At 74.5% G+C, this 18,515-nt stretch carries 14 protein-coding genes and 2 pseudogenes; 6 read left to right on the forward strand and 10 right to left on the reverse strand.

Annotated features, from left to right (window positions below):
• Positions 1 to 329: 329 nt before the first annotated feature.
• On the forward strand, positions 330 to 2,720 hold the full coding sequence (treY, locus tag H305_RS0112700) for a malto-oligosyltrehalose synthase (protein WP_028800720.1): 2,391 nt from the start codon (positions 330 to 332) through the stop codon (positions 2,718 to 2,720).
• Here the strand turns inward: treY and H305_RS45625 are convergent.
• Both H305_RS45625 and H305_RS0112710 read right to left on the reverse strand, forming a co-directional pair.
• The gene (locus tag H305_RS45625) at positions 2,714 to 4,045 is read right to left on the reverse strand and encodes a cytochrome P450 (protein WP_234020765.1); all 1,332 of its coding nucleotides are present in this window, start codon (positions 4,043 to 4,045) and stop codon (positions 2,714 to 2,716) included. The genes treY and H305_RS45625 overlap by 7 nt on opposite strands.
• 532 nt (positions 4,046 to 4,577) lie before the next feature.
• Positions 4,578 to 5,540: a LysR family transcriptional regulator gene (locus tag H305_RS0112710; RefSeq protein ID WP_028800721.1), complete on the reverse strand. Its 963-nt coding sequence runs from the start codon at positions 5,538 to 5,540 to the stop codon at positions 4,578 to 4,580.
• Between the two features lie 102 nt (positions 5,541 to 5,642).
• Between H305_RS0112710 and lpdA the strand changes: the two genes are divergently transcribed.
• Together lpdA and H305_RS0112720 are read left to right on the forward strand one after the other, a co-directional pair.
• The gene (lpdA, locus tag H305_RS0112715; RefSeq protein ID WP_078629012.1) at positions 5,643 to 7,112 is read left to right on the forward strand and encodes a dihydrolipoyl dehydrogenase; all 1,470 of its coding nucleotides are present in this window, start codon (positions 5,643 to 5,645) and stop codon (positions 7,110 to 7,112) included.
• Between the two features lie 131 nt (positions 7,113 to 7,243).
• Positions 7,244 to 8,494, forward strand: a complete 1,251-nt coding sequence (locus H305_RS0112720; RefSeq protein WP_028800723.1) for a M14 family zinc carboxypeptidase — start codon at positions 7,244 to 7,246, stop codon at positions 8,492 to 8,494.
• 93 nt (positions 8,495 to 8,587) lie between these two features.
• On the opposite strand, the gene H305_RS0112725 is transcribed toward H305_RS0112720, so the two are convergent.
• The 3 genes from H305_RS0112725 to H305_RS0112735 all read right to left on the reverse strand — a co-directional run bounded on the left by H305_RS0112725 (position 8,588) and on the right by H305_RS0112735 (position 11,046).
• A complete protein-coding gene (locus H305_RS0112725) occupies positions 8,588 to 9,004 on the reverse strand; it encodes an SSI family serine proteinase inhibitor (RefSeq protein WP_028800724.1) in 417 nt (138 codons plus the stop codon).
• Entirely contained in the window at positions 9,001 to 10,326 is a 1,326-nt protein-coding gene (locus H305_RS0112730; RefSeq protein ID WP_078629013.1) for a M14 family zinc carboxypeptidase, read from the reverse strand. The genes H305_RS0112725 and H305_RS0112730 overlap by 4 nt, the downstream gene beginning before the upstream one ends.
• A 168-nt stretch (positions 10,327 to 10,494) precedes the next feature.
• Positions 10,495 to 11,046: a DUF1707 and FHA domain-containing protein gene (locus H305_RS0112735; RefSeq protein ID WP_028800726.1), complete on the reverse strand. Its 552-nt coding sequence runs from the start codon at positions 11,044 to 11,046 to the stop codon at positions 10,495 to 10,497.
• A 203-nt stretch (positions 11,047 to 11,249) separates the two neighbouring features.
• Between H305_RS0112735 and treZ the strand changes: the two genes are divergently transcribed.
• A complete protein-coding gene (gene treZ, locus H305_RS0112740; RefSeq protein WP_028800727.1) occupies positions 11,250 to 12,995 on the forward strand; it encodes a malto-oligosyltrehalose trehalohydrolase in 1,746 nt (581 codons plus the stop codon).
• Positions 12,996 to 13,161: 166 nt separating this feature from the next.
• Here treZ and H305_RS0112745 read toward each other — a convergent pair whose 3' ends face one another.
• The 3 genes from H305_RS0112745 to H305_RS0112755 form a co-directional block, all read right to left on the reverse strand.
• On the reverse strand, positions 13,162 to 14,103 hold the full coding sequence (locus tag H305_RS0112745; protein ID WP_028800728.1) for an aminoglycoside phosphotransferase family protein: 942 nt from the start codon (positions 14,101 to 14,103) through the stop codon (positions 13,162 to 13,164).
• 62 nt (positions 14,104 to 14,165) lie between these two features.
• Positions 14,166 to 15,287: an aminopeptidase P family protein gene (locus H305_RS0112750; RefSeq protein WP_028800729.1), complete on the reverse strand. Its 1,122-nt coding sequence runs from the start codon at positions 15,285 to 15,287 to the stop codon at positions 14,166 to 14,168.
• A 95-nt stretch (positions 15,288 to 15,382) separates the two neighbouring features.
• Positions 15,383 to 16,006: a LysE family translocator gene (locus H305_RS0112755; protein WP_028800730.1), complete on the reverse strand. Its 624-nt coding sequence runs from the start codon at positions 16,004 to 16,006 to the stop codon at positions 15,383 to 15,385.
• 176 nt (positions 16,007 to 16,182) lie between these two features.
• Between H305_RS0112755 and H305_RS0112760 the strand changes: the two genes are divergently transcribed.
• The gene (locus tag H305_RS0112760) at positions 16,183 to 16,938 is read left to right on the forward strand and encodes a metallophosphoesterase (RefSeq protein ID WP_028800731.1); all 756 of its coding nucleotides are present in this window, start codon (positions 16,183 to 16,185) and stop codon (positions 16,936 to 16,938) included.
• Between the two features lie 13 nt (positions 16,939 to 16,951).
• On the opposite strand, the gene H305_RS0112765 is transcribed toward H305_RS0112760, so the two are convergent.
• Both H305_RS0112765 and H305_RS45630 read right to left on the reverse strand, forming a co-directional pair.
• The gene (locus tag H305_RS0112765) at positions 16,952 to 17,581 is read right to left on the reverse strand and encodes a PDZ domain-containing protein (protein WP_028800732.1); all 630 of its coding nucleotides are present in this window, start codon (positions 17,579 to 17,581) and stop codon (positions 16,952 to 16,954) included.
• Positions 17,582 to 17,673: 92 nt separating this feature from the next.
• Positions 17,674 to 18,116: pseudogene (locus H305_RS45630) on the reverse strand (LysR substrate-binding domain-containing protein); the annotation flags it as partial.
• Between H305_RS45630 and H305_RS45635 the strand changes: the two are divergent.
• Positions 18,107 to 18,493 (forward strand): annotated as a pseudogene (locus H305_RS45635) (hypothetical protein); the annotation flags it as partial. The pseudogenes H305_RS45630 and H305_RS45635 sit on opposite strands and share 10 nt — an antisense overlap.
• Positions 18,494 to 18,515 lie beyond the last annotated feature (22 nt).

Below are 18,515 nucleotides of genomic sequence, written 5' to 3' on the forward strand. Positions count from 1 at the left end.
CGTTCGCCCGTCAAGGAGCGGCGTCCGGTGCGTGCTCTCGTCGTGCCGGACGGAAGTCCTCGTACTGGCCGTACTTGGGCTTTCGGCCGGTGCGGCGAGTGGGGGTGCCTCCCACGCCCTTGAGGCAGTGGGGGAGCGCGCCGGGCGTCGCGACAGGGCGAACGCCGCCTGTTGCGGTACTAGCCGCCCCCGGGCCGCCGAGGCACGGCACACGCGCGTGCGCACCGTTCCCGGAGCGCACGCGCGTGATGGACCCGGGTACGGGTGCCCGGAGTCCGGATGCGCGCGCCGATGACACGAAAGGCGACAAGAAGGGTACGTAGGTTCGCATGACACCTGAGCGTCCCGACCCGGAGATTTCGGACCCGACGGCCCCCGGCCCGGTGATTCCGGCCGTGCCGACGGCCACGTACCGGCTCCAGCTGCAGCCGGAGTTCCCGTTCGCCGGCGCCGAGGCGGCCGTGCCCTACCTGGCCTCGCTCGGCGTCTCGCATCTGCACCTGTCGCCCGTCCTGGAGGCCGTTCCCGGCTCGACGCACGGATACGACGTGGTGGACCACTCACGCGTGCGGGCCGAACTGGGCGGCGAGGAGGGACTGCGCGCTCTCTCCCGCACCGCGCGGGAGCACGGCCTGGGCCTCGTCGTGGACATCGTGCCGAACCACATGGCCATGGACCCGCGCCACAACCGCGCCCTGTGGGACGTGCTGCGCGAGGGGCCCGAGTCGCCGTACGCGCGCTGGTTCGACATCGACTGGGAGGCGGGGGGTCAGCTGCTGCTGCCGGTACTGGCCCGCAGGCTCGGGGCCGAGATCGACCACCTGAAGGTCGACGGCGACGTCCTGCGCTACTACGACCACGCCTTTCCGTTGCGCGCCGGCACCGAAGGACTGCCCCTGCTCCAGCTCCTCGACTCCCAGTGGTACCGCCCCGCCTGGTGGCGGCAGGCCCGCACCGAGCTCAACTACCGTCGGTTCTTCAGCATTTCGGAACTCATCGGCGTACGCGTCGAGGATCCGGACGTCTTCGACGCCACCCACGCGAAGATCCTGGAGCTGCTCCACGAGGGCGTCGTGCACGGCCTGCGGGTCGACCACCCGGACGGCCTGGCCGACCCGGACGCCTATCTGCGCCGGCTGCACGAGGCGTCCGGGGGCCGCTGGACGGTGGTCGAGAAGATCCTCGCGGACGGCGAGCCCCTCCCGGCCGCGTGGCCCGTGGCGGGCACGACCGGCTACGACGCGCTGCGCCACGTGGACGGCCTCTTCACCGACCCGGCGGGCACGGGCGAACTCCTCGGCCAGTACCGGAGGTTCGCGGCACCGCCCGCCGACCGCGGCGGCCACTGGGAGGCGACCGTGCGCCGGGCCGCGTACAAGGTGGTCACGCACGAACTGGCCACCGAGGTCGACCGCCTCACCCGGGTGGTGAGCGGTCTGTGCGCCGCGTCCCCCGATCCGGCGCTGCGCGACCACGCACCCTGGGCCCTGGGCACCGCGCTGCGAGAGCTCCTCGTACGCCTCGACGTGTACCGCCCCTACCCGTCCACGGACGCCTCCCTGGTGGTGACCGAGCAGGCCGCCGACGAGGCGCGGGCCGCGTTCACGGTGCCCGACGAGGCACACGCCGTCGACGTCGTGCGCGACCTGGTGCTCGGGCGGGCCGGGGACGGGCCCGTGCACCGGGAGTTCCGCGTCCGCTTCGCGCAGACCGCGTCGGCGCTGCGCGCCAAGTCCGTCGAGGACACCGCGTTCTACCGCTATGTGCCCCTCCTGTCGGCCAACGAGGTGGGCGGCAGTCCGGGCAGCCCGGCCCTGTCGCCGGAGGCGTTCCACGCCTACTGCGCGCGCGTGCAGCGCGACTGGCCCGCGACCGGCACGGTCCTGTCGACGCACGACACCAAGCGCAGCGCCGACGTGCGCGCGGCCCTCGCCGTGCTCAGCGAGTGCCCGGACCGCTGGGCGGGACTGCTCGCGGAGGTGACCCGCGACGGCACGGGCGTACCCGACCCGCAGCTGGCGTGGGCCGCGTGGCAGACCGCGCTCGGGCTGGGGCCCGACGCCGAGGCACGGCTGCGCGACGCGCTGCTCAAGCACGTCCGCGAGGCCGGGCTGCACACCGCCTGGACGGAGCGGAACCCCGCCTACGAGGACAGGGTGGCGGCGTTCGTCGCCGAGGGACCGTGCGGAGCCCCGGGGCGGCACGTGGCCGCCTTCCGGGCGTCCCTGGCCCCCCATGTGCGGGCCAACGTCCTGGGCGCCGCTCTGGTCCATCTGACGATGCCGGGGGTGCCCGATCTCTACCAGGGCACCGAGGACGAGTACCTGGCTCTGGTGGACCCGGACAACCGGCGGCCCTTCGCGCCGCCGAAGAGCCCGTCGGAGAAGACGGAACTGACCCGGGCCGCGCTGGGGCTGCGCGCACGGCGCCCCGCCGCCTTCGGCGAGTCGGCGACGTACGAGCGGCTGCCGGCGGAGGGTTCCGGGGCCGCGCACTGCGTGGCGTTCGTGCGCTCCGGCGAAGTGGTCACGGCCGTCACCCGGCTCTCGCTGAGGCTGGCCGAGTCCGGGGGCTGGGGCGACACCCTGCTGGCTCTCCCCGAGGGGCGGTGGGCCGACGTGCTGTCCCCGGGGCGGGAGTTCAGCGGGCACGCGCGCGTGGCGGACCTGTTCGAGCACTCGCCTGCCGCCCTCCTCGAACGGCTCGGCACGCCTCAGTGAAGCAGCACCCGCAGGGCCAGCGGCGAGGGGCTGACGGGCCCCTCCGGGACGGGACGGAAACCGGGCACCCAGCGCAGGCCCGGAGCCACGCTCAGCAGGGCGTGCAGACCGTGTTCCGCCGTGAGCGCGGCCAGCAGGGGGCCGGGACAGAAGTACCGCCCGGAGCCGTACGCGAGGTCCCCCGGATCGGCACGGAACGCGTCGTAGCGATCCGGGTCGGCGAACCGCGCCGGGTCACGGCCCGCGGAGCCCAGCAGACAGGCCACGGTGGCGCCCTCGGGGATCACACCGACCGGTGCGACGGCCCGCCGCTCCACGACGTGCAGCGGCGGGTCCCGGCGCAGCGTCTCGGCCCAGGCGCCCTGGGTCAGCGTCGGGCGGGTCCGGATCACCGCCAGCTGGCCGGGGTGGTCGAGGAGGTTGGCGAGGAACGAGCCGAGTGCCCGCGCGGTGGTCTCGCCGCCCGCGCCGAGCAGCGTGCCGGCCAGGCCCGCCACGGCCTCGTCCGACAGCCGGCGCCCGTCGCTCCTGGCCGTGCACAGGGCGGACAGCAGATCGGCCCCGGGCTGGGCGCGGCGGCGCGCGATGTACGGGCGCAGGAACGCTTCGAGTTCGGGGTGGTGACCGCCGAGGTGGTCCAGGCCCGAGCGGCACCAGGCGTGCACACGGGCGGTCTCCTCGTACGGCAGCCCGAGCGCGCCGACGACGGCCGCGGTGGGCAGCCAGTGGCAGAACTCGGCGACGAGGTCGGCCTCTTCTCGGGCGGCGAGGCGCCGTGCCAGCACGTAGGCCGTGCGTTCGACGCCGGCCGTCAGCGCGGCCAGTGCGGCACCGCGGAAGGCCGGTGAGACGAGGGCGCGGTGCGCACTGTGCGTGCCGCCCTCCCTGTGGACCAGAGTGCGTCCGGACGGCGGCACGGCCAGTCGAGGGTCCGCGAGCGCGGCGCGCACGTCGGCGTACCTGCTGATCAGCCACGCGCCGAACGGCTCGTCGTACACGAGCGGGAAGCGGGTCCGCAGGGTGCGGTAGAGCGCGTGGGGATCGTGCTCGGTCCCGGCGCCGAGCAGACTCGGCGGCCGGCCCTGACCCCCGCCGCCCCGCCCGGGCGCGACGGGGTCCTCCGCCCGCGGTCCGGAGGACACCATCGAGACGGTCCACCCGACCAGCGGGCCGGAGGACGCGGCCGGGGCGGGAGGCATCACCGCGCCGGGCGACACCACCGGGCCGGCAGATGCCGACGGGACGGGCCACGCCACCGGACCGGAGGACGACACCGGGGCGGAAGGCGTCACCGCCGCGGGCGACACCACCGGACCGGAGGACATCGCCGGACCCGAGGGCGCCGAAGGGGCGGCCGACGCCGACGGGCCGTCAACCGCCGCTGGACACGCCGACGGACCTGAAGGAGCCGAAGGGGCGGGCGACACCACCGGACCGGAGGACATCGCCGGACCAGAGGGCGCCGAAGGGGCGGTCGGCGCCGACGGGCCGTGAGCTCCCACCGGACCGGGCGACACCGACAGGCCGAGCGGTGCCGACGGGGCGGCAGCGGACGCGGATCGGCCGGGCGACACCGCGGAGCCGTGAGACGGCGACGCGATCGTGCGCGAGGGGGTGGCCGGGCCGGGCGGCCCTCCGTGGCCGGGCCGTGCTCCGCCCTCGGGCAGGTCCTCGTAGGACGGGTGTTCGCCGGGCTGGACCGGTGCCGTGGCCGGGCTGTCGTGGCGCACGGCCGGCCGTGCGGACCGCGGTCCCGCGTGCAGGGGCGTGGGCGCGCCTTCGCCGGGAAGGCCGTGAGAACACAGCACCGGGGCCTCCCGCCTCGGGTCTGCGCGCCGGACCCGCGCGCGGTTGGTATCAGCCGACCACCGCCGCCGCCGGACCGCAGTCCCCGTGCGCCCGTACGGGTGAATCGGCCGCCTCGCGGCGGGGCGCCGGAGCCTGCGGCCAGGACGCGCGCAGGAGGTTCACGAAGGCCTCCGCGGCGCCCGTCGGCGGCACACGCGTGAAGACGGTCAGAGGACGCTTCCAGGGCGGGTCGGCGGAGAGCACCACGCAGTCCTCGCCGACGGCGCCGCGCACGATGTGCGAGGGCGCGACGGCGACGCCGACCCCCGCCGCGGCCATCCGTACCGCCGTCGACGTGTGCTCGGTGAACACGGCCGTACGCGGCCGGAATCCCGCCTGCCCGCACACCCGGTCGAGGAAGCGCTCCCCGTCGATCACGGGCTCCATGGCGCAGCGGATCCAGGGACGGTCGGACAGCTCCGCCGGTGTCACCGTCGTACGGCCCGCCAGCCGGTCGTCGAAGGGCACCACGAGGACGGCCTCCTCCTCGCCGACCGGCAGGACGCTGCCGGGCCAGTCGACGGGCGCGGGCCCGACGGCGAGGTCGGCGACGCCTCGCTCGACCTGCTCCTCCAGCGCCTGCGAGGTGGCGTACTCGTGAAGGTGCAGCAGGACGCCGGGGTGGGCCGCCCGCCAGCGCGCGAAGACGTCGGGCAGGACGCCGACGGCCACCGAGTGCACGGCGGCGACGTGCAGTTCGCCGCCCTCCGCGCCGGCGGCGGCGCGAGCGGCCCGGCGGGCCTGGGCCGCGCTGCGGACGGCGAGCTCGGCGTGCGGGCGGAAGGCCCGGCCCATGGGCGTCAGCCGCACACCGCGCGGCATGCGCTCCAGGAGCGGTCCGCCGACTGTCTTCTCCAGGGCCTTGATCTGGTGGGACAGCGCGGGCTGGGTGACGTGGAGGGTCTCGGCGGCGCGGGTGAACGACGCCTCTTCGACGACGGTCAGGAAGTACTCCATCTGACGCAGGCTCATCCCCGGCACGTCCGTCCGACGAAGGACCCATAAGCGTTCTGCATGAGTTCCACACAAACATTGCCTTGGACTCATGACAAGGAGCGGACGGAGGCTGAGGACATGGACACCTCCAGCGCATCCGGCACCACCAGCGCATCCGCCGCCTCCGGCACATCCGGCCCCTCCGGCGCCGCAGCCGACGTCGTCGTCATCGGTGGCGGCACCGGCGGGTACAGCACGGCGCTGCGCGCCGCGGCCCTCGGCCTCGACGTCGTGCTCGCCGAGCGCGACAAGGTCGGCGGCACCTGCCTGCACCGCGGCTGCATCCCGAGCAAGGCGATGCTGCACGCCGCCGAACTCGTCGACGGCATCGCCGAGGCGCGCGAGCGCTGGGGCGTCAAGGCCACGCTGGACGAGGTCGACTGGGCCGCGCTGGTCGCCACCCGCGACGACATCGTGCGGCGCAACCACCGTGGCGTGGAGGGACACCTCGCCGAGGCGGGCGTGCGGGTGGTGCGGGGCAGCGCCCGGCTGACGGGCGTGCGCGACGTGCAGGTCGAGGGCGTGGGCGCCTTCACCGCGCGCCGTGGCATCGTCCTCGCGACCGGATCACGCCCGCGCATGCTCCCCGGGCTCGTGGCGGACGGGCGGCGCGTGGTGACGAGCGACGACGCCCTGTTCGCCCCCGGCCTCCCCCGGTCCGTCCTGGTCCTCGGAGGCGGCGCCATCGGCCTCGAGTACGCCTCGTTCCACCGTTCCATGGGCGCCGAGGTGACGGTCGTCGAGGCCGCCGAACGACTGGTTCCGCTGGAGGACGCCGACGTGAGCCGGCACTTGACACGCGGTCTGAAGAAGCGCGGCATCGACGTGCTGACGGGGGCGCGGCTGCTCGACGCGGAGGTCGTGGACGACGGCGTACGGGCCCGGGTGCGCACCGAGCGGGGCGGGACCCGCACGGTCGCGGCCGAACGGCTCCTGGTGGCCGTGGGACGGGCTCCGGTGACCGAGGGACTGGACCTGGCCGCGGCAGGTCTCGCGGCGGACGGGCGCGGCTTCCTCGAACCCGCGGACTGGGACCGGCTGGAGACCGCCGTACCGCGCATCCACGTGGTCGGGGATCTGCTGCCGCCGCCGTCGCCCGGACTCGCGCACGCCTCGTTCGCGGAGGGGTTGCTGGTGGCCGAGACGCTGGCAGGCGTGGAGTCCGCGCCGGTCGACTACGCGGCCGTACCACGGGTCACCTACTCGTCTCCGCAGACGGCGGCCGTGGGGCTGAGCGAGGCCGAGGCACGCGCGCGTGGGCACCGGGTCGACGTCGGCACGATGCCGCTCACCGCCGTCGCGAAGGGCATGGTGCACGGCCGGGGCGGCATGGTGAAGGTGGTGGCCGAGGCGGACGGCGGACGGGTGCTCGGCGTCCATCTGGTGGGCCCGAACGTGTCCGAGATGATCGCGGAGAGCCAGTTGATCGTGGGCTGGGACGCCGAACCCTCGGACGTGGCACGGCACATCCACGCGCACCCCACGCTCTCCGAGGCGGTCGGGGAGGCGTTCCTGACGCTCGCGGGGCGCGCTCTGCACCAGCGGTGACCGGCCGAGCGCTCCCCCTTGCCGGCGGAACGTGCCACCTGGCGCCCCCTGGAGCCGCCCGGCCCGATCCTTGACAGTTCATCCAGACCGTGGACTACTGCCAAAAGCGACGCAGGGCGGACAAGTCGGGGGTGAGTCTCCTGCCGGAGTTGCGCTACCCCAGTGTGACCGAGATCGTCTCCTCCGCACAGGCATTGGCCGCTCATCGCCCCGGCCTGTGCACCCTGAGGCAAGTGGGTTCCTCACGCGCGGGACGGCCCCTGCACCTGCTCTCCGTGGGTCACGCCCCGCGCGCGGTTCTCGTCGTGGCGGGGGCCCACGCGAACGAGCCGACGGGCGGTTCGACCCTGCTGGCCCTGGCCGGACGGGCCCTCCAGGAGCGGGAGCTGCGGGCGGGCACCTCCTGGCACTTCCTGCTGTGCGCGGACCCGGACGGCGCGAACCTCCATGTCACGCCCGCGCCGCGCACCCTGTTCGACTACCACCGGGGCTTCTTCCGTCCGGCGGGTCCCGAGCAGCCGGAGTGGTCCCCCTCCGTGCTGCCTCCCGACCGGCTGCCGCCGGAGACCCGCGCCCTGACCGGGGTCATCGACGAGCTGCGGCCCTACCTCCAGGTGACGTTGCACGGGACCGATCTGGGCGGCAGCTGGGTACAGCTGACGAAGGACATCCCCGGACTCGCCGAGCCGTTCGCCAAGTCGGCGGCGGAGCTGCACATCCCGGTGGAGACGGCCGCGTCGGACGCCGCGGGCTGGCCCGCCTCGGGGCCCGGGGTGCACGTGATGCCGGCGCCGGGCTCGGACACGGCGTACCCGAGCATGCCGGACGACGCACGGCACAGCACCTGGTACCACGCCCACCGGTACGGCGGGCTCACCGCTGTCGTGGAGGTGCCGATGTGGGCCAGCGACCTGGTGGACGATCCGGCGCCGCACCCGGCGCCGGTGGCGGCGATGCGCCGGCTGGCGCGTCGGCTGCTGCGCGACGCGCTCCAGGTGGAGGTGGTGCTCGCGGAGGCGCTGCCGCGGCTGCCCGGGCCCGACGGGCCGCTCCTGCGCGCCGCGAAGTGGGCGCTGGAGCTGGTGCCGGGCCTTGCCGACGACTGGGCCCGCACGCCGCCCCCGGACACGACGATGGCGTACGTCGGCAGTGTCGACGCGTTCGGCCGCCGGCTCCCGCTGCGGGCCGCCTCGATGCTGCTGCGGGTGCTCCGGGAGGCCGACGACCGTGCGGCGCCGCACCTCGAACGTCTGGTCGCCTCCTGGAGCGACGCCTTCGCCGCCCGCTTCCGCGCCCGCTGGGTTCCGCTGGAGAACCAGGTCGAGCACCAGGCCCGCACGGTGGTCGCGGCGGCCCGGCACGCGCGCGACGGGGCTGCCTGACGCCGGCCGCGACGTCCGCGCGCGTGCGGTCGCTCGGGTCCGCGGCCGGCCGGGACGACGGCGCCGGGCGCTCGCGCGGTGTTGTCGTCCGGCTCAGTCCGTCAGGGCGAACACCGCTCCGGTCCCGGCCTCCATCACGCAGGAGTTGGAGAAGGTGTGCGTGTAGTCGATCCGGCGGCCGTCCCACACGCCCCGCGCCGAGGCGGTCACCGGGGCGTAGATCAGTGAGCACACGGCGTCGGGGGCGGGCGGGATGCGGGAGATGTCGCCGTGGGCGGCGTCGAGTTCCTCGCAGGCCCGGACCGCGTGCGGGTGTCCTCCCCGCAGGCCGCAGAGCAGCAGGGCGCCGCGGGTGCCGCCGGTGGCCACGTCCCCGTGGGTGACGGTGAGGTGGAGCCAGTCGCCGGCGTGGGACGTCCGGGGCACCGCGTCGGCCGGAACGGTGCCCGCGGTCAGGAGAGCGGCCCCGGCCAGCACCAGGGCCCGGATCGCTCGCGTGCTTGTCGTCATTCCAGGTGCATCGGCACGGCGGTGGGCGAACCCCACCCGGAGTCACTCGAACGGGAGCGCGCGGGGGCCCGCCGCGTGGCGAGGTGGAACGCGGAGAGCACGACACGCGCCTGGTACTCGACCTGGCGGGCGACCGGGATCCAGCGCGCTCCGCAGCCGTCGCGGTAGTCGGCGCACCACGCGTCGATGAGCCGGTCGAGTTCCGGCAGCGCCCCGGCGGGGTCGTGGCCGGACGCGGTCACGAGCTGGTGCAGCAGCCCCGCCGTCCGTAGCGCGACACGCCGGCCCGCGAGGCGCAGGGCCGTCAGGCGGGCGGTGTCGAGCGGTGGCAGCGAGCGTGCGGCGGGCTGATCCAGGTCGGGGTCCCAGGAGTCGGCGAGTCCGGGTCCGACCAGTAAATAGTCGTCGACGGGCGCGAGCAGGCGGGCCGTGTCCGGGGAGGTGCCGAGGCCCGGTCTGACGCGCGCGAGGATGCCTTCCAGGAGCCGTGTGTCATCGCGCAGTTTGCGGCTGACGGAGCGCAGTGCGGCCTCGGCGTCGGCGGGCCGGCCGGCGTCCTCCACGGCGGCGACGCCCCACATGGGGGCCTCGACGACCGCGGTCACCGTGCCGTACGGGTGCGGGTGGAACCAGGTCGACTCGACCGCGGCCTCCGTGATGGCGGCGGCCAGGTCACCCCGGCGCGGCGGTGGGATGCGGTAGACGGCGGGCCCGAGGGCCGGCCAGTACAGGGTGTCGTACGGGCCGAGTTCCCGCGGGATGCCGAGGCGCGCGGCGGTGTGCGCCACGCGTTGGGCGAGGCCGGGCAGATCGTGGGTGAGCTCGACGAAGGCGCCGCCCACGTCGACGCCGTGCAGGGAGCACTGGAGGAAGGGCCGCAGTTCGTCCTGGAGGTCGAGGAGGGTCCGGGTCTCCGGCAGTACGGCGCTGTCCGCGCCGTCCGGCAGCCATTCGGGCTGTTCCAGGAAGCCGGGCCGGAAGAAGTGCCGGAAGTAGCGGCCGAGGGTGTACGGGCCGGACAGCCAGGCCTCGTTGCGGCGGGAACCGTCGGGGTCGAGGCACAGCAGCAGGTTCCAGGTGGCGTCCGCTCCCTCGCACAACCGGGGGTCGGCGAGGGCTCGTTCGGCGAGGCGCAGGACGGTCGCGCCGCCGACGGGTTCGTTGGCGTGCGGTCCGGCGACGACGAGGGCCTGGCGGCTGCCGTGTCCGACGGACAGGAGCCAGAGCGGCGCGCCGGCCCGCGAGGTGCCCACGCGGCGCAGTCGGGCGTCCCGGGGGCGGCGGGCGGCGAGCGCGGCCGCCCGGGTGCCGAGCTCGTCCACGGTCGGGTAGCGGAGGAGTGGCGGCAGGACACACCTCCACTCATGTGGTGCCGTCGGTTCACCTGATGTGCATGGTGTACGCACAGTCAGTCACGACGGTAAGGGTTCGTCAACACCACGGAACACCGGGGATGTTGGGGAAATCGGTTACTTCCGAAGCGGACCCGGTCAGTCCGAGGCGAGCCGGAACGCCATCCGCCCGAAGGCGACCTGGTCGCCGTCCTTGACGACGGTGGAGCCGACGACACGCCGGCCGTTGACGGTCGTCCCGTTGGTCGAGCCGAGGTCGCGCAGCACCCACAGCCCGCCCTGCCGGCTCAGTTCGGCGTGTACCCGGGACACCGTCTCGTGGTTGAGCCGCAGCCCGCTGGCGGGGTCGCGGCCGATACGCAGCGGGTACGGGTTCCCGGGGTGGGGCAGCTGGAGCTTGGGGAGCCGCTCGGCCTGCCAGGCCCTGCGCACGCGTACGGTGAAGCCGGAGATCGCTTCCACGGTGCCGAACACGAGCTTCGCCCAGCGGCCCTCGGTGGGCAGGTCGGCGGTGAGCACGGCGAGTTCGTCGGACCTGCGGGCGGCGAGCGCAAGCTCCATGCGGCGGATGAAGGTGTCGTGGGAGAGGCGACCGAGGGCGACGCCGTCGCGGAGCGCCTTCAGCGCCCGGTCGCGCTCCGCGTCGGACAGCCGCGCGGGGTACGTGTGGAACTCGAAAGACGACGTCACGCTGGTGATTGTCGGACAGGGCGGGCGGGGTGTCCAGAAAACGGGGAAAGGGACGCCTCGGCCGACCGGAACGATTCGGCGGCCCGGCTGTGACACAAGCGCGGCGGACACGCGGCAAAAGGGTGGATTCGAAAGCGAATTGATCTCAGGTGAAGCACCATGGACGGATTACGTCACGGTGAGCTGACAAGGGGGAACCGTCTGTGCGGTTCGAGGTGTGGGCACCACAGGCCGACCGGGTGACACTGCGTTGCGCGGACACCACGAGCGCGTTGGAGCGCGACCCGGAACGGGCCGGCTGGTGGACGGGCGAGGCGGACGCGCAGCACGGGACGCGTTACGGCTTCGCGGTGGACGACGGCCCCGTGCTGCCCGATCCCCGCTCGCGGCGCCAGCCCGACGGCCCGGACGGGCTGAGCGCGGTGGTCGAGCACGACCGGTACGCATGGCGTGCGCCGTGGGCGGGGCGCCCGCTGCCCGGTGCGGTGCTGTACGAGCTCCACGTGGGGACGTACACGCCGCAGGGCACCCTGGACGCGGCCGCCGAGCGGCTGGGTCATCTGGTGGAACTGGGCGTGACACACGTCGAGTTGATGCCCCTGTGCCCGTTCCCCGGCCGGCACGGCTGGGGGTACGAGGGGGTCTCGCTGTGGGCCGTGCACGAGCCGTACGGCGGCCCGGAGGCGCTCAAGCGCTTTGTCGACACGGCGCACGGGCTGGGACTGGGCGTGGTCCTCGACGTCGTGCACAACCATCTCGGGCCGTCCGGCAACTACCTGCCCGCGTTCGGGCCGTACTTCACGGACACCCATCACACGCCCTGGGGCTCCGCGGTGAACCTGGACGCGCCCGGTTCGGACGAGGTGCGCGCGTTCCTCGTCGGCAGCGCACTCGCCTGGCTGCGCGACTACCGGTTCGACGGGCTGCGACTGGACGCGGTGCACGCGCTGCGGGACACGCGCGCGCTGCACTTCCTGGAGGAGCTGTCGACGGCGGTGGACGCGCTCTCCGGGGACCTCGGCAGGCCGCTCTTCCTGATCGGGGAATCGGACCTCAACGACCCGCGGCTCGTCACCTCCCGCGAGGAGGGCGGTCTCGGGCTGCACGCCCAGTGGAACGACGACTTCCACCACGCGCTGCACACCGCGCTGACCGGTGAGGCGCAGGGCTATTACGCGGACTTCGCACGGGACCCGTTCGCGGCGCTCGCGAAGACGCTGACCTCCGGCTTCTTCCACGACGGCACGTACTCCAGCTTCCGCGAACGGCACCACGGCCGTCTGCTGGACCGCACCCGCGTCTCGGCGCACCGACTGCTCGGCTACTCCCAGACCCACGACCAGATCGGCAACCGCGCCCAGGGGGACCGGCTGTCGGCGTCCCTCTCCCCCGGGCTGCTGGCCTGCGCGGCCGCGCTGACGCTCACCGCGCCCTTCACCCCGATGCTCTTCATGGGCGAGGAGTGGGCCGCCGGCACACCCTGGCAGTTCTTCACCGACCACACCGACCCGGAACTGGCGGAGGCCGTGCGCAGGGGCAGGCGCCGCGAGTTCGCCGCGCACGGCTGGGCCGAGGAGGAGGTTCCGGACCCGCAGGACCCGGCGACCCGGGACCGCTCCTGCCTCGACTGGTCGGAGCCCGAGAAGGCCCTCCACGCGCGCGTGCTGGCCTGGTACCGGGAGCTGATCGCGCTGCGCCGCCGGCAGCACGACCTCTCGGACCCGGACCTCGCTGCGGTCAGGGTGGCCCAGGACCCCCGGGCCCGCTGGCTCGCCCTCAGACGCGGGGACGTCCGGGTGGCGGTGAACCTCGGCAAGGAGCCCGCGGCGATCCCGCTCGGCCTGCGCCACGCGCGCGTGCTGGCGGCGTGGGAACCGGTGGAAGCGCCGGACACGGACGGGGTGTTGACCGTGCCCGGCGAATCGTGCGTGGTGCTGACCCAGGCGTGACCCTGGGGGGTTTCGTTTGGATCAGCCCGGGTCCGCGACGCCCGGCACGGCACCTCGCCGCGTTGTCGGACCACCCGAGTACGCCCGGTACGCGGATGATCCTCCGCCTTGCGACGCACCGCACCGGACGCCGCGGCCTGATCCGACCCGATCCGAACGAAACCCCTTAGGGCGACTCGTCGGGGCCGTCCCGCAGGTCGGTGACCCGTTCCAGCATGATCGCCTCCCAGGCGCGGCCCAGTCGGGTCCGCAGGAGCGGGACGGGGCTGCCGTCGCCGCCCCGCAGACGGTCGGCGAGACGGATCACCGTGTCGCAGCGCGACAGCCACAGGCCGCGCAGACAGGGGCGGGCGCCGTACCCGGCCAGGGTGGCGGCGCGGACGGCCGCCCCGGCGCCGACGGCGATCGCCAGCCCGCCGATGTCCTCGGCCGGGTCGCCGATCACCGCGTCGGTCCAGTCGAGGACGCCGCGCACCCGCCCGTCGGCGCTGACCACGAGGTGTTCGCCCTTGAGGGCGTGGTGCACGAGGAACGCGGCTCCGGGCTGCGCGGCGAGCTGGGCGGCAGCCGGTGCGGTGAGCTGGGCGAGCCGGGCCGGGTCGAACTCCTCGGCGGCGGCGAGCTGCTCGGCGGCGCCGGCGGCGGCCTCGCGCAGCGCCTCCAGGGAGCGCGGGGCGACGCGCGGCACGCCGAGCGCCTCGGCCTGCCGTACGGGCACCTCGCGCAGACCCGTGAGCAGGCCCGCCAGGTCGGCCTCGCCGACGGCCGAGACGTCCTGGACCCCGCCCGAACCGCCGGCGAGCCGGGTGTCCAGGGTGCAGCCGAGTCCGCTCGCCCATTCGCCGTGGGCGACGCTCACCGGGACCGGGACGCCGAGGTACGGCCGGATCAGGTCGCGCAGCCGCAGTTCGCGGCGCTGGCGCGCGGCTGCGTCACGGTCCCGGGCGAGCCGCAGCACGTGGCGCCGGCCCACCCACCAGCTGGAGTGTTCACCGCCCTCGGCGACCGGGCGCACGTCGGGACCGGCTCCCTCCGCCGTGCCGTAGGCGAGCAGCGAACGGACCAGTCTGCGGACGGTGTCCTCGGTCGGTGTCGGTGCCTGGGTCATGGTCGCGCCCTTGTCGTTCGGGGGCGTGGGCGGGGCCTCTGCCGCACGGCCGGGGGTGCAGGTCAGTCGACGATCACCATCTCGCGGGAGGTGGTGTTCAGGCGCCGCCCGCCGTCCTCCGTGACCGTGACGATGTCCTCGATGCGGACGCCGAAACGGCCCGGCAGATAGACGCCGGGCTCCACGGAGAAGCACATGCCGGGAACGAGGGGCTGCTCCTCGCCCTCGATCATGTACGGCGGTTCGTGGGTGGTCACGCCGATGCCGTGTCCGGTGCGGTGGATGAACCGGTCGCCGTATCCCGCCTCGACGATGACGGCCCGGGCCGCACGGTCGACGTCCTGGCAGGCGGCGCCCGGCCGCACCGCGCGAAAGCCCGCCTCCTGGGCCGCGCGCACGACGTCGTGCACGGTGCGCTCCTCGGCGTCGGGCTCGCCGACGTGGACGGTGCGGGAGGTGTCGGAGCCGTAGCCGTGCCTGAGGCCGCCGAAGTCGAGGACGACCATGTCGCCCTGCTCGATGACACGGTCGTCGGCCTCGTGGTGCGGATTCGCTCCGTTCGGGCCGGAGGCGACGATGGTGAAGTCGACCTGGGAGTGCCCGAACCGGCGCAGCAGATCGGCGAGGTCGGCGGCCACGTCGGTCTCCCGGCGGCCGGAGAAGCGGACCTTGCGGATCTCCTCGAAGGCCTCGTCCGCCGCGGCGGCCGCCGCGGCCAGCCGCTCCAGTTCGGCGGCGTCCTTGACGGCGCGCAGCATCGGCAGGGCCTTGGTGAGGGCCTGGTAGCGGGTGCCGGGCAGGCGCTGCTGGAGTCCGAGCAGGTGCAGGGCCCAGCCGTTGTCGCTGACTCCGAAGCGGCCCTCGTGGCCGAGGAGCGGCGCGGTCGCCTCGTAGGGGTCCTTGCCGTCGGTCCAGTCGCGGAGCGTCAGGACGGGCGCGCCGGGTGCCTTGGCGGCGTCGGGCGCCTCCAGGGTGGGCACGACCAGGACCGGGTCCTGTCCGGGCCGCAGCACGAGGAGGGTGAGCCGCTCGGTCTCCACCGGCCGGTACCCGGTCAGCCACACCAGGTCGGGACCCGGCGCGACCAGCACGCCGTCGAGCCCGGCGTCCGCGGCGGCCTCGGCCGCACGCCGCATCCGGGCCTCGTAGTCACCGGCCGCGAAGGGCGCGGGTGTGGCGGTCATGCATGCCTCCAACCGTCCGGAGTCCCCCAGGGGGCTACGGGCAGCATCCTGCCCCTCCGGTGGGGCGTGCGCGAGCCGATTGCGGTGCCTTCGTGTCAGCTCTCCAGGGCGAGGCGCGCACCCAGGAGGAGCAGGACGCCGCCCGAGACCTGTTCCAGACGCCGCCGCACTCCGGTCCTGGACAGCACGGTCTTCATCCGCCCGACGAACCACACGTACAGGCCGTAGTAGCCGACCTCGTAGACCGCCCAGAGCGCGGCGAGGCCGATCATGGCGGGCAGGTGGGGGGCTCCCTCGGGCACGAACTGCGGCAGGAAGGACATCGCGAAGACGGCCGCCTTGGGGTTGGCGAGGTTGAGCAGCAGTCCGCCCCGGTAGGAGGCCCGGCCGCTCTGCTCCGTGCCCTCCCAGCCGGCGCCGTCCGCGGCGTCCTTGGACCGGCGCGCCTGCCGCAGCGTCTGGATGCCGAAGCCGACGAGGACGACGGCGCCGACGACGCGCATGACGCCGTAGGCCACCTCGGAGGCGGCGAGGAGCGCGGAGAGGCCGAAGGCGGCGACGACGCCCCAGACGAACACCCCCGTCTCGTTGCCGAGGACGGTCAGGAAACCGGACCGCCGGCTGCGCAACGACTGCTTGATGATCAGCACGGTGCTGGGTCCGGGGGACGCGGCGATCAGCGTGCAGGCGCCGAGGAAGGCGAGAAGGGTGCTCAGCATGCGGCCATGGTGACGCAGCGCCCGCGGGGCGGCCAGCACTTTTCCGTACGGACCCCGCCCGGCCTTCATCTAACGGCCGGGCATTGCCTTGCCATTAGCAGTAATGCTTAGATGTCGTTGTTCCATTAGATGAACTTGGGGCCTCGAGGTCTCAACGACGGGGACGGGGGGACGGCATGCTCGTGCTGGCGCACATCAGCGACCTTCACTTGGACGGGACCGAGCGGGCGACGGAGCGGGCCGAGCGGGTGCGCGACCGGCTGTGGGGGCTCGCGGGGCGGGTGGACGCGCTCCTGGTGACGGGAGACATCGCGGACCACGGCGCGGAGGCGGAGTACGAGGAGGCGGCCCGTCTGCTGGGACTGCGCGACCCGGACACGGCCCCGTTCCCGGTCCTCACCTGCCCGGGCAATCACGACAGCCGCGCACCCTACCGCAAGGCCCTGCTCGGCGGGCCCGCCGGCGACGGCCCGGTCAACAGCCTCCACGTCTTCGACGACGCGGCCGTGCTCATGTGCGACTCCAGCATCCCGGGCCTGGACGAGGGAGAGTTCGACGAGGAGACGTACGCCTGGATCGAGGCGACGCTCGACGACCTGGACGGCGGCCTGCCCGCGCTCCTGGCCTTCCACCACCCGCCGGCCGCCCTGCACCACCCGCTCCCGGACGCCTACCGGCTGCGCGAGCCGGGCGCCCTCGCCGGACTGCTGGAGCGCAGGCCGGAGATCGCCGGACTGATCACCGGACACGCGCACACGCCGGCGGCCACCGCTTTCGCGGGACGGCCGCTCGTCGTCGGCCCCGGTGTGACCTGGACGCTGCGGCTGCCCTGGGAGGGCGAGGGCGCCGCGGACCGGGACGCCCCGCCCGGGTTCGCCTTCCATGTGCTCGACGACGAAGGGCGGTTGACGAGCCACTTCAGGGTCGCGTGAGCCGGGGCCGGACTCAGGTCACGACGCCCGGGACCGTGGACAGTTGGCGTCGGGAACCGTTCGCGTGACGGACGGAGAGGGTGACGGACTCACCCGGGCGTGCGGCGGCGACCGCGTGCGCGAGGTCCGCCGCCGAACCGATCCGGCTCTCCCCGAGGGCGAGCAGGACGTCACCGCGCACCAGGCCCGCGGTGTACCCGGGCCCGGGGACGTGGACGGCGACGACGAGCGCGCCCCCGCCCTTCGGGACGTCGACGGCCTCGACACCCAGCGTGGCCCGCGCGGACTCCGTCACCGGAGCCGTCCCGCCGCCCGCCGACGCCGACTTGGAACCGCCGGGGGCGGCCGGACCGGAGACGCGCCCGGAGGCACCCGGCGGCACGGACGGCCCGGGGCCCGCCGCCCCGCCCGCCTTCTGCTGGAGGGCCGCCAGTTTGCTCATGCCGATCACCGTGGCACCCACGGTGCCGAGCCCGACCCCCGACAGGACCAGCACCACGCCGACGAACAGGCTGAACAGCAGCGTCATCAGACGCCTGCCGCGGCGTCGAGCGGCATGCGGTCGCCGGCCACCGCCGGACGGGCGGCCGGCGCCCGGCTCCTGACCGGGCATCGGCTTGGGACGCAACACGGCCTGTTCCATGGATCGCCTCCGGCAGCTGCTCTACGGACCGCCTCCGGCTCTTGCTCTACCCGGCGCTGCGGCGCGCGACGATTCACTAACGAGTGAGACTTTCAGGACCGTTCGAGAAGTTTGTCCACCATCGCGGCCGCCGCGCCCCGCGGCGATCCGGCGTGCACCGCTCCGTACGGTGCACGAGCCGGGGAGCCACCAGCGGCACGGCCGCCGTGCCGGGCACGCCGACGGCGGCCGAGCGCGGCAGCAGGACCAGGCCGTGCCCCGCGGCGGCCAGAGCGGTGAGGGCAAGCAGGTCGGTGCCCTCGAAGCGCAGGGCCGGGCGGAAGCCCGCACCGCCGTGCGCGGTGCGCAGGTGGGCCAGCGGCAGACCCGCGCCGGGGGCGTCCAGCCAGCGGGCGTCGACCAGGTCACCCAGCCGCAGCCCCGTGCGCCGGGCCAGTGGATGCGACGCGGGCAACAGGACGCAGACCGGCTCCTCGCCCGCCCCGTGGGTCGTCAGCGGCGCCACGTCCGGCAGCCGCAGGGGGTCGCTGGGCGCACGCCGAGAACGACCCCGACGCGGACGACTTCCTGATCGAGCCGCTCGCGTGCTCGCTCGTGGGGCACGAGGCCGCCGTCACCGTCGAGCCGGGCTCGCTGGCGCAGTCGCTGATCGGGGCGGAGGGGACGATCGAACGGTACTTCTGCTCGTACGGCCCCTCGCGCCATCTCGACACCCTGCGCGCGCGGGGCCTGCGCTTCAGCGGGCACGACCAGGACGGCCAGGTCCGGATCGCCGAACTGCCGGGCCATCCCTTCTTCCTGGCCACCCTGTTCCAGCCCGAGCTGTCCGGGGACGGTTCTCGCCCGCACCCGCTGATCAGGGCGCTCGCGCGGGCCGCGGTGGAGCACGCCGCGCGGGTACGTGCCGCGTGACGGTGCCCGGCAGGCACGCGGC

Origin of the sequence: Streptomyces sp. 142MFCol3.1 (assembly GCF_000424945.1) — a bacterium.
In the GTDB taxonomy this organism is placed as follows: domain Bacteria; phylum Actinomycetota; class Actinomycetes; order Streptomycetales; family Streptomycetaceae; genus Streptomyces; species Streptomyces siamensis.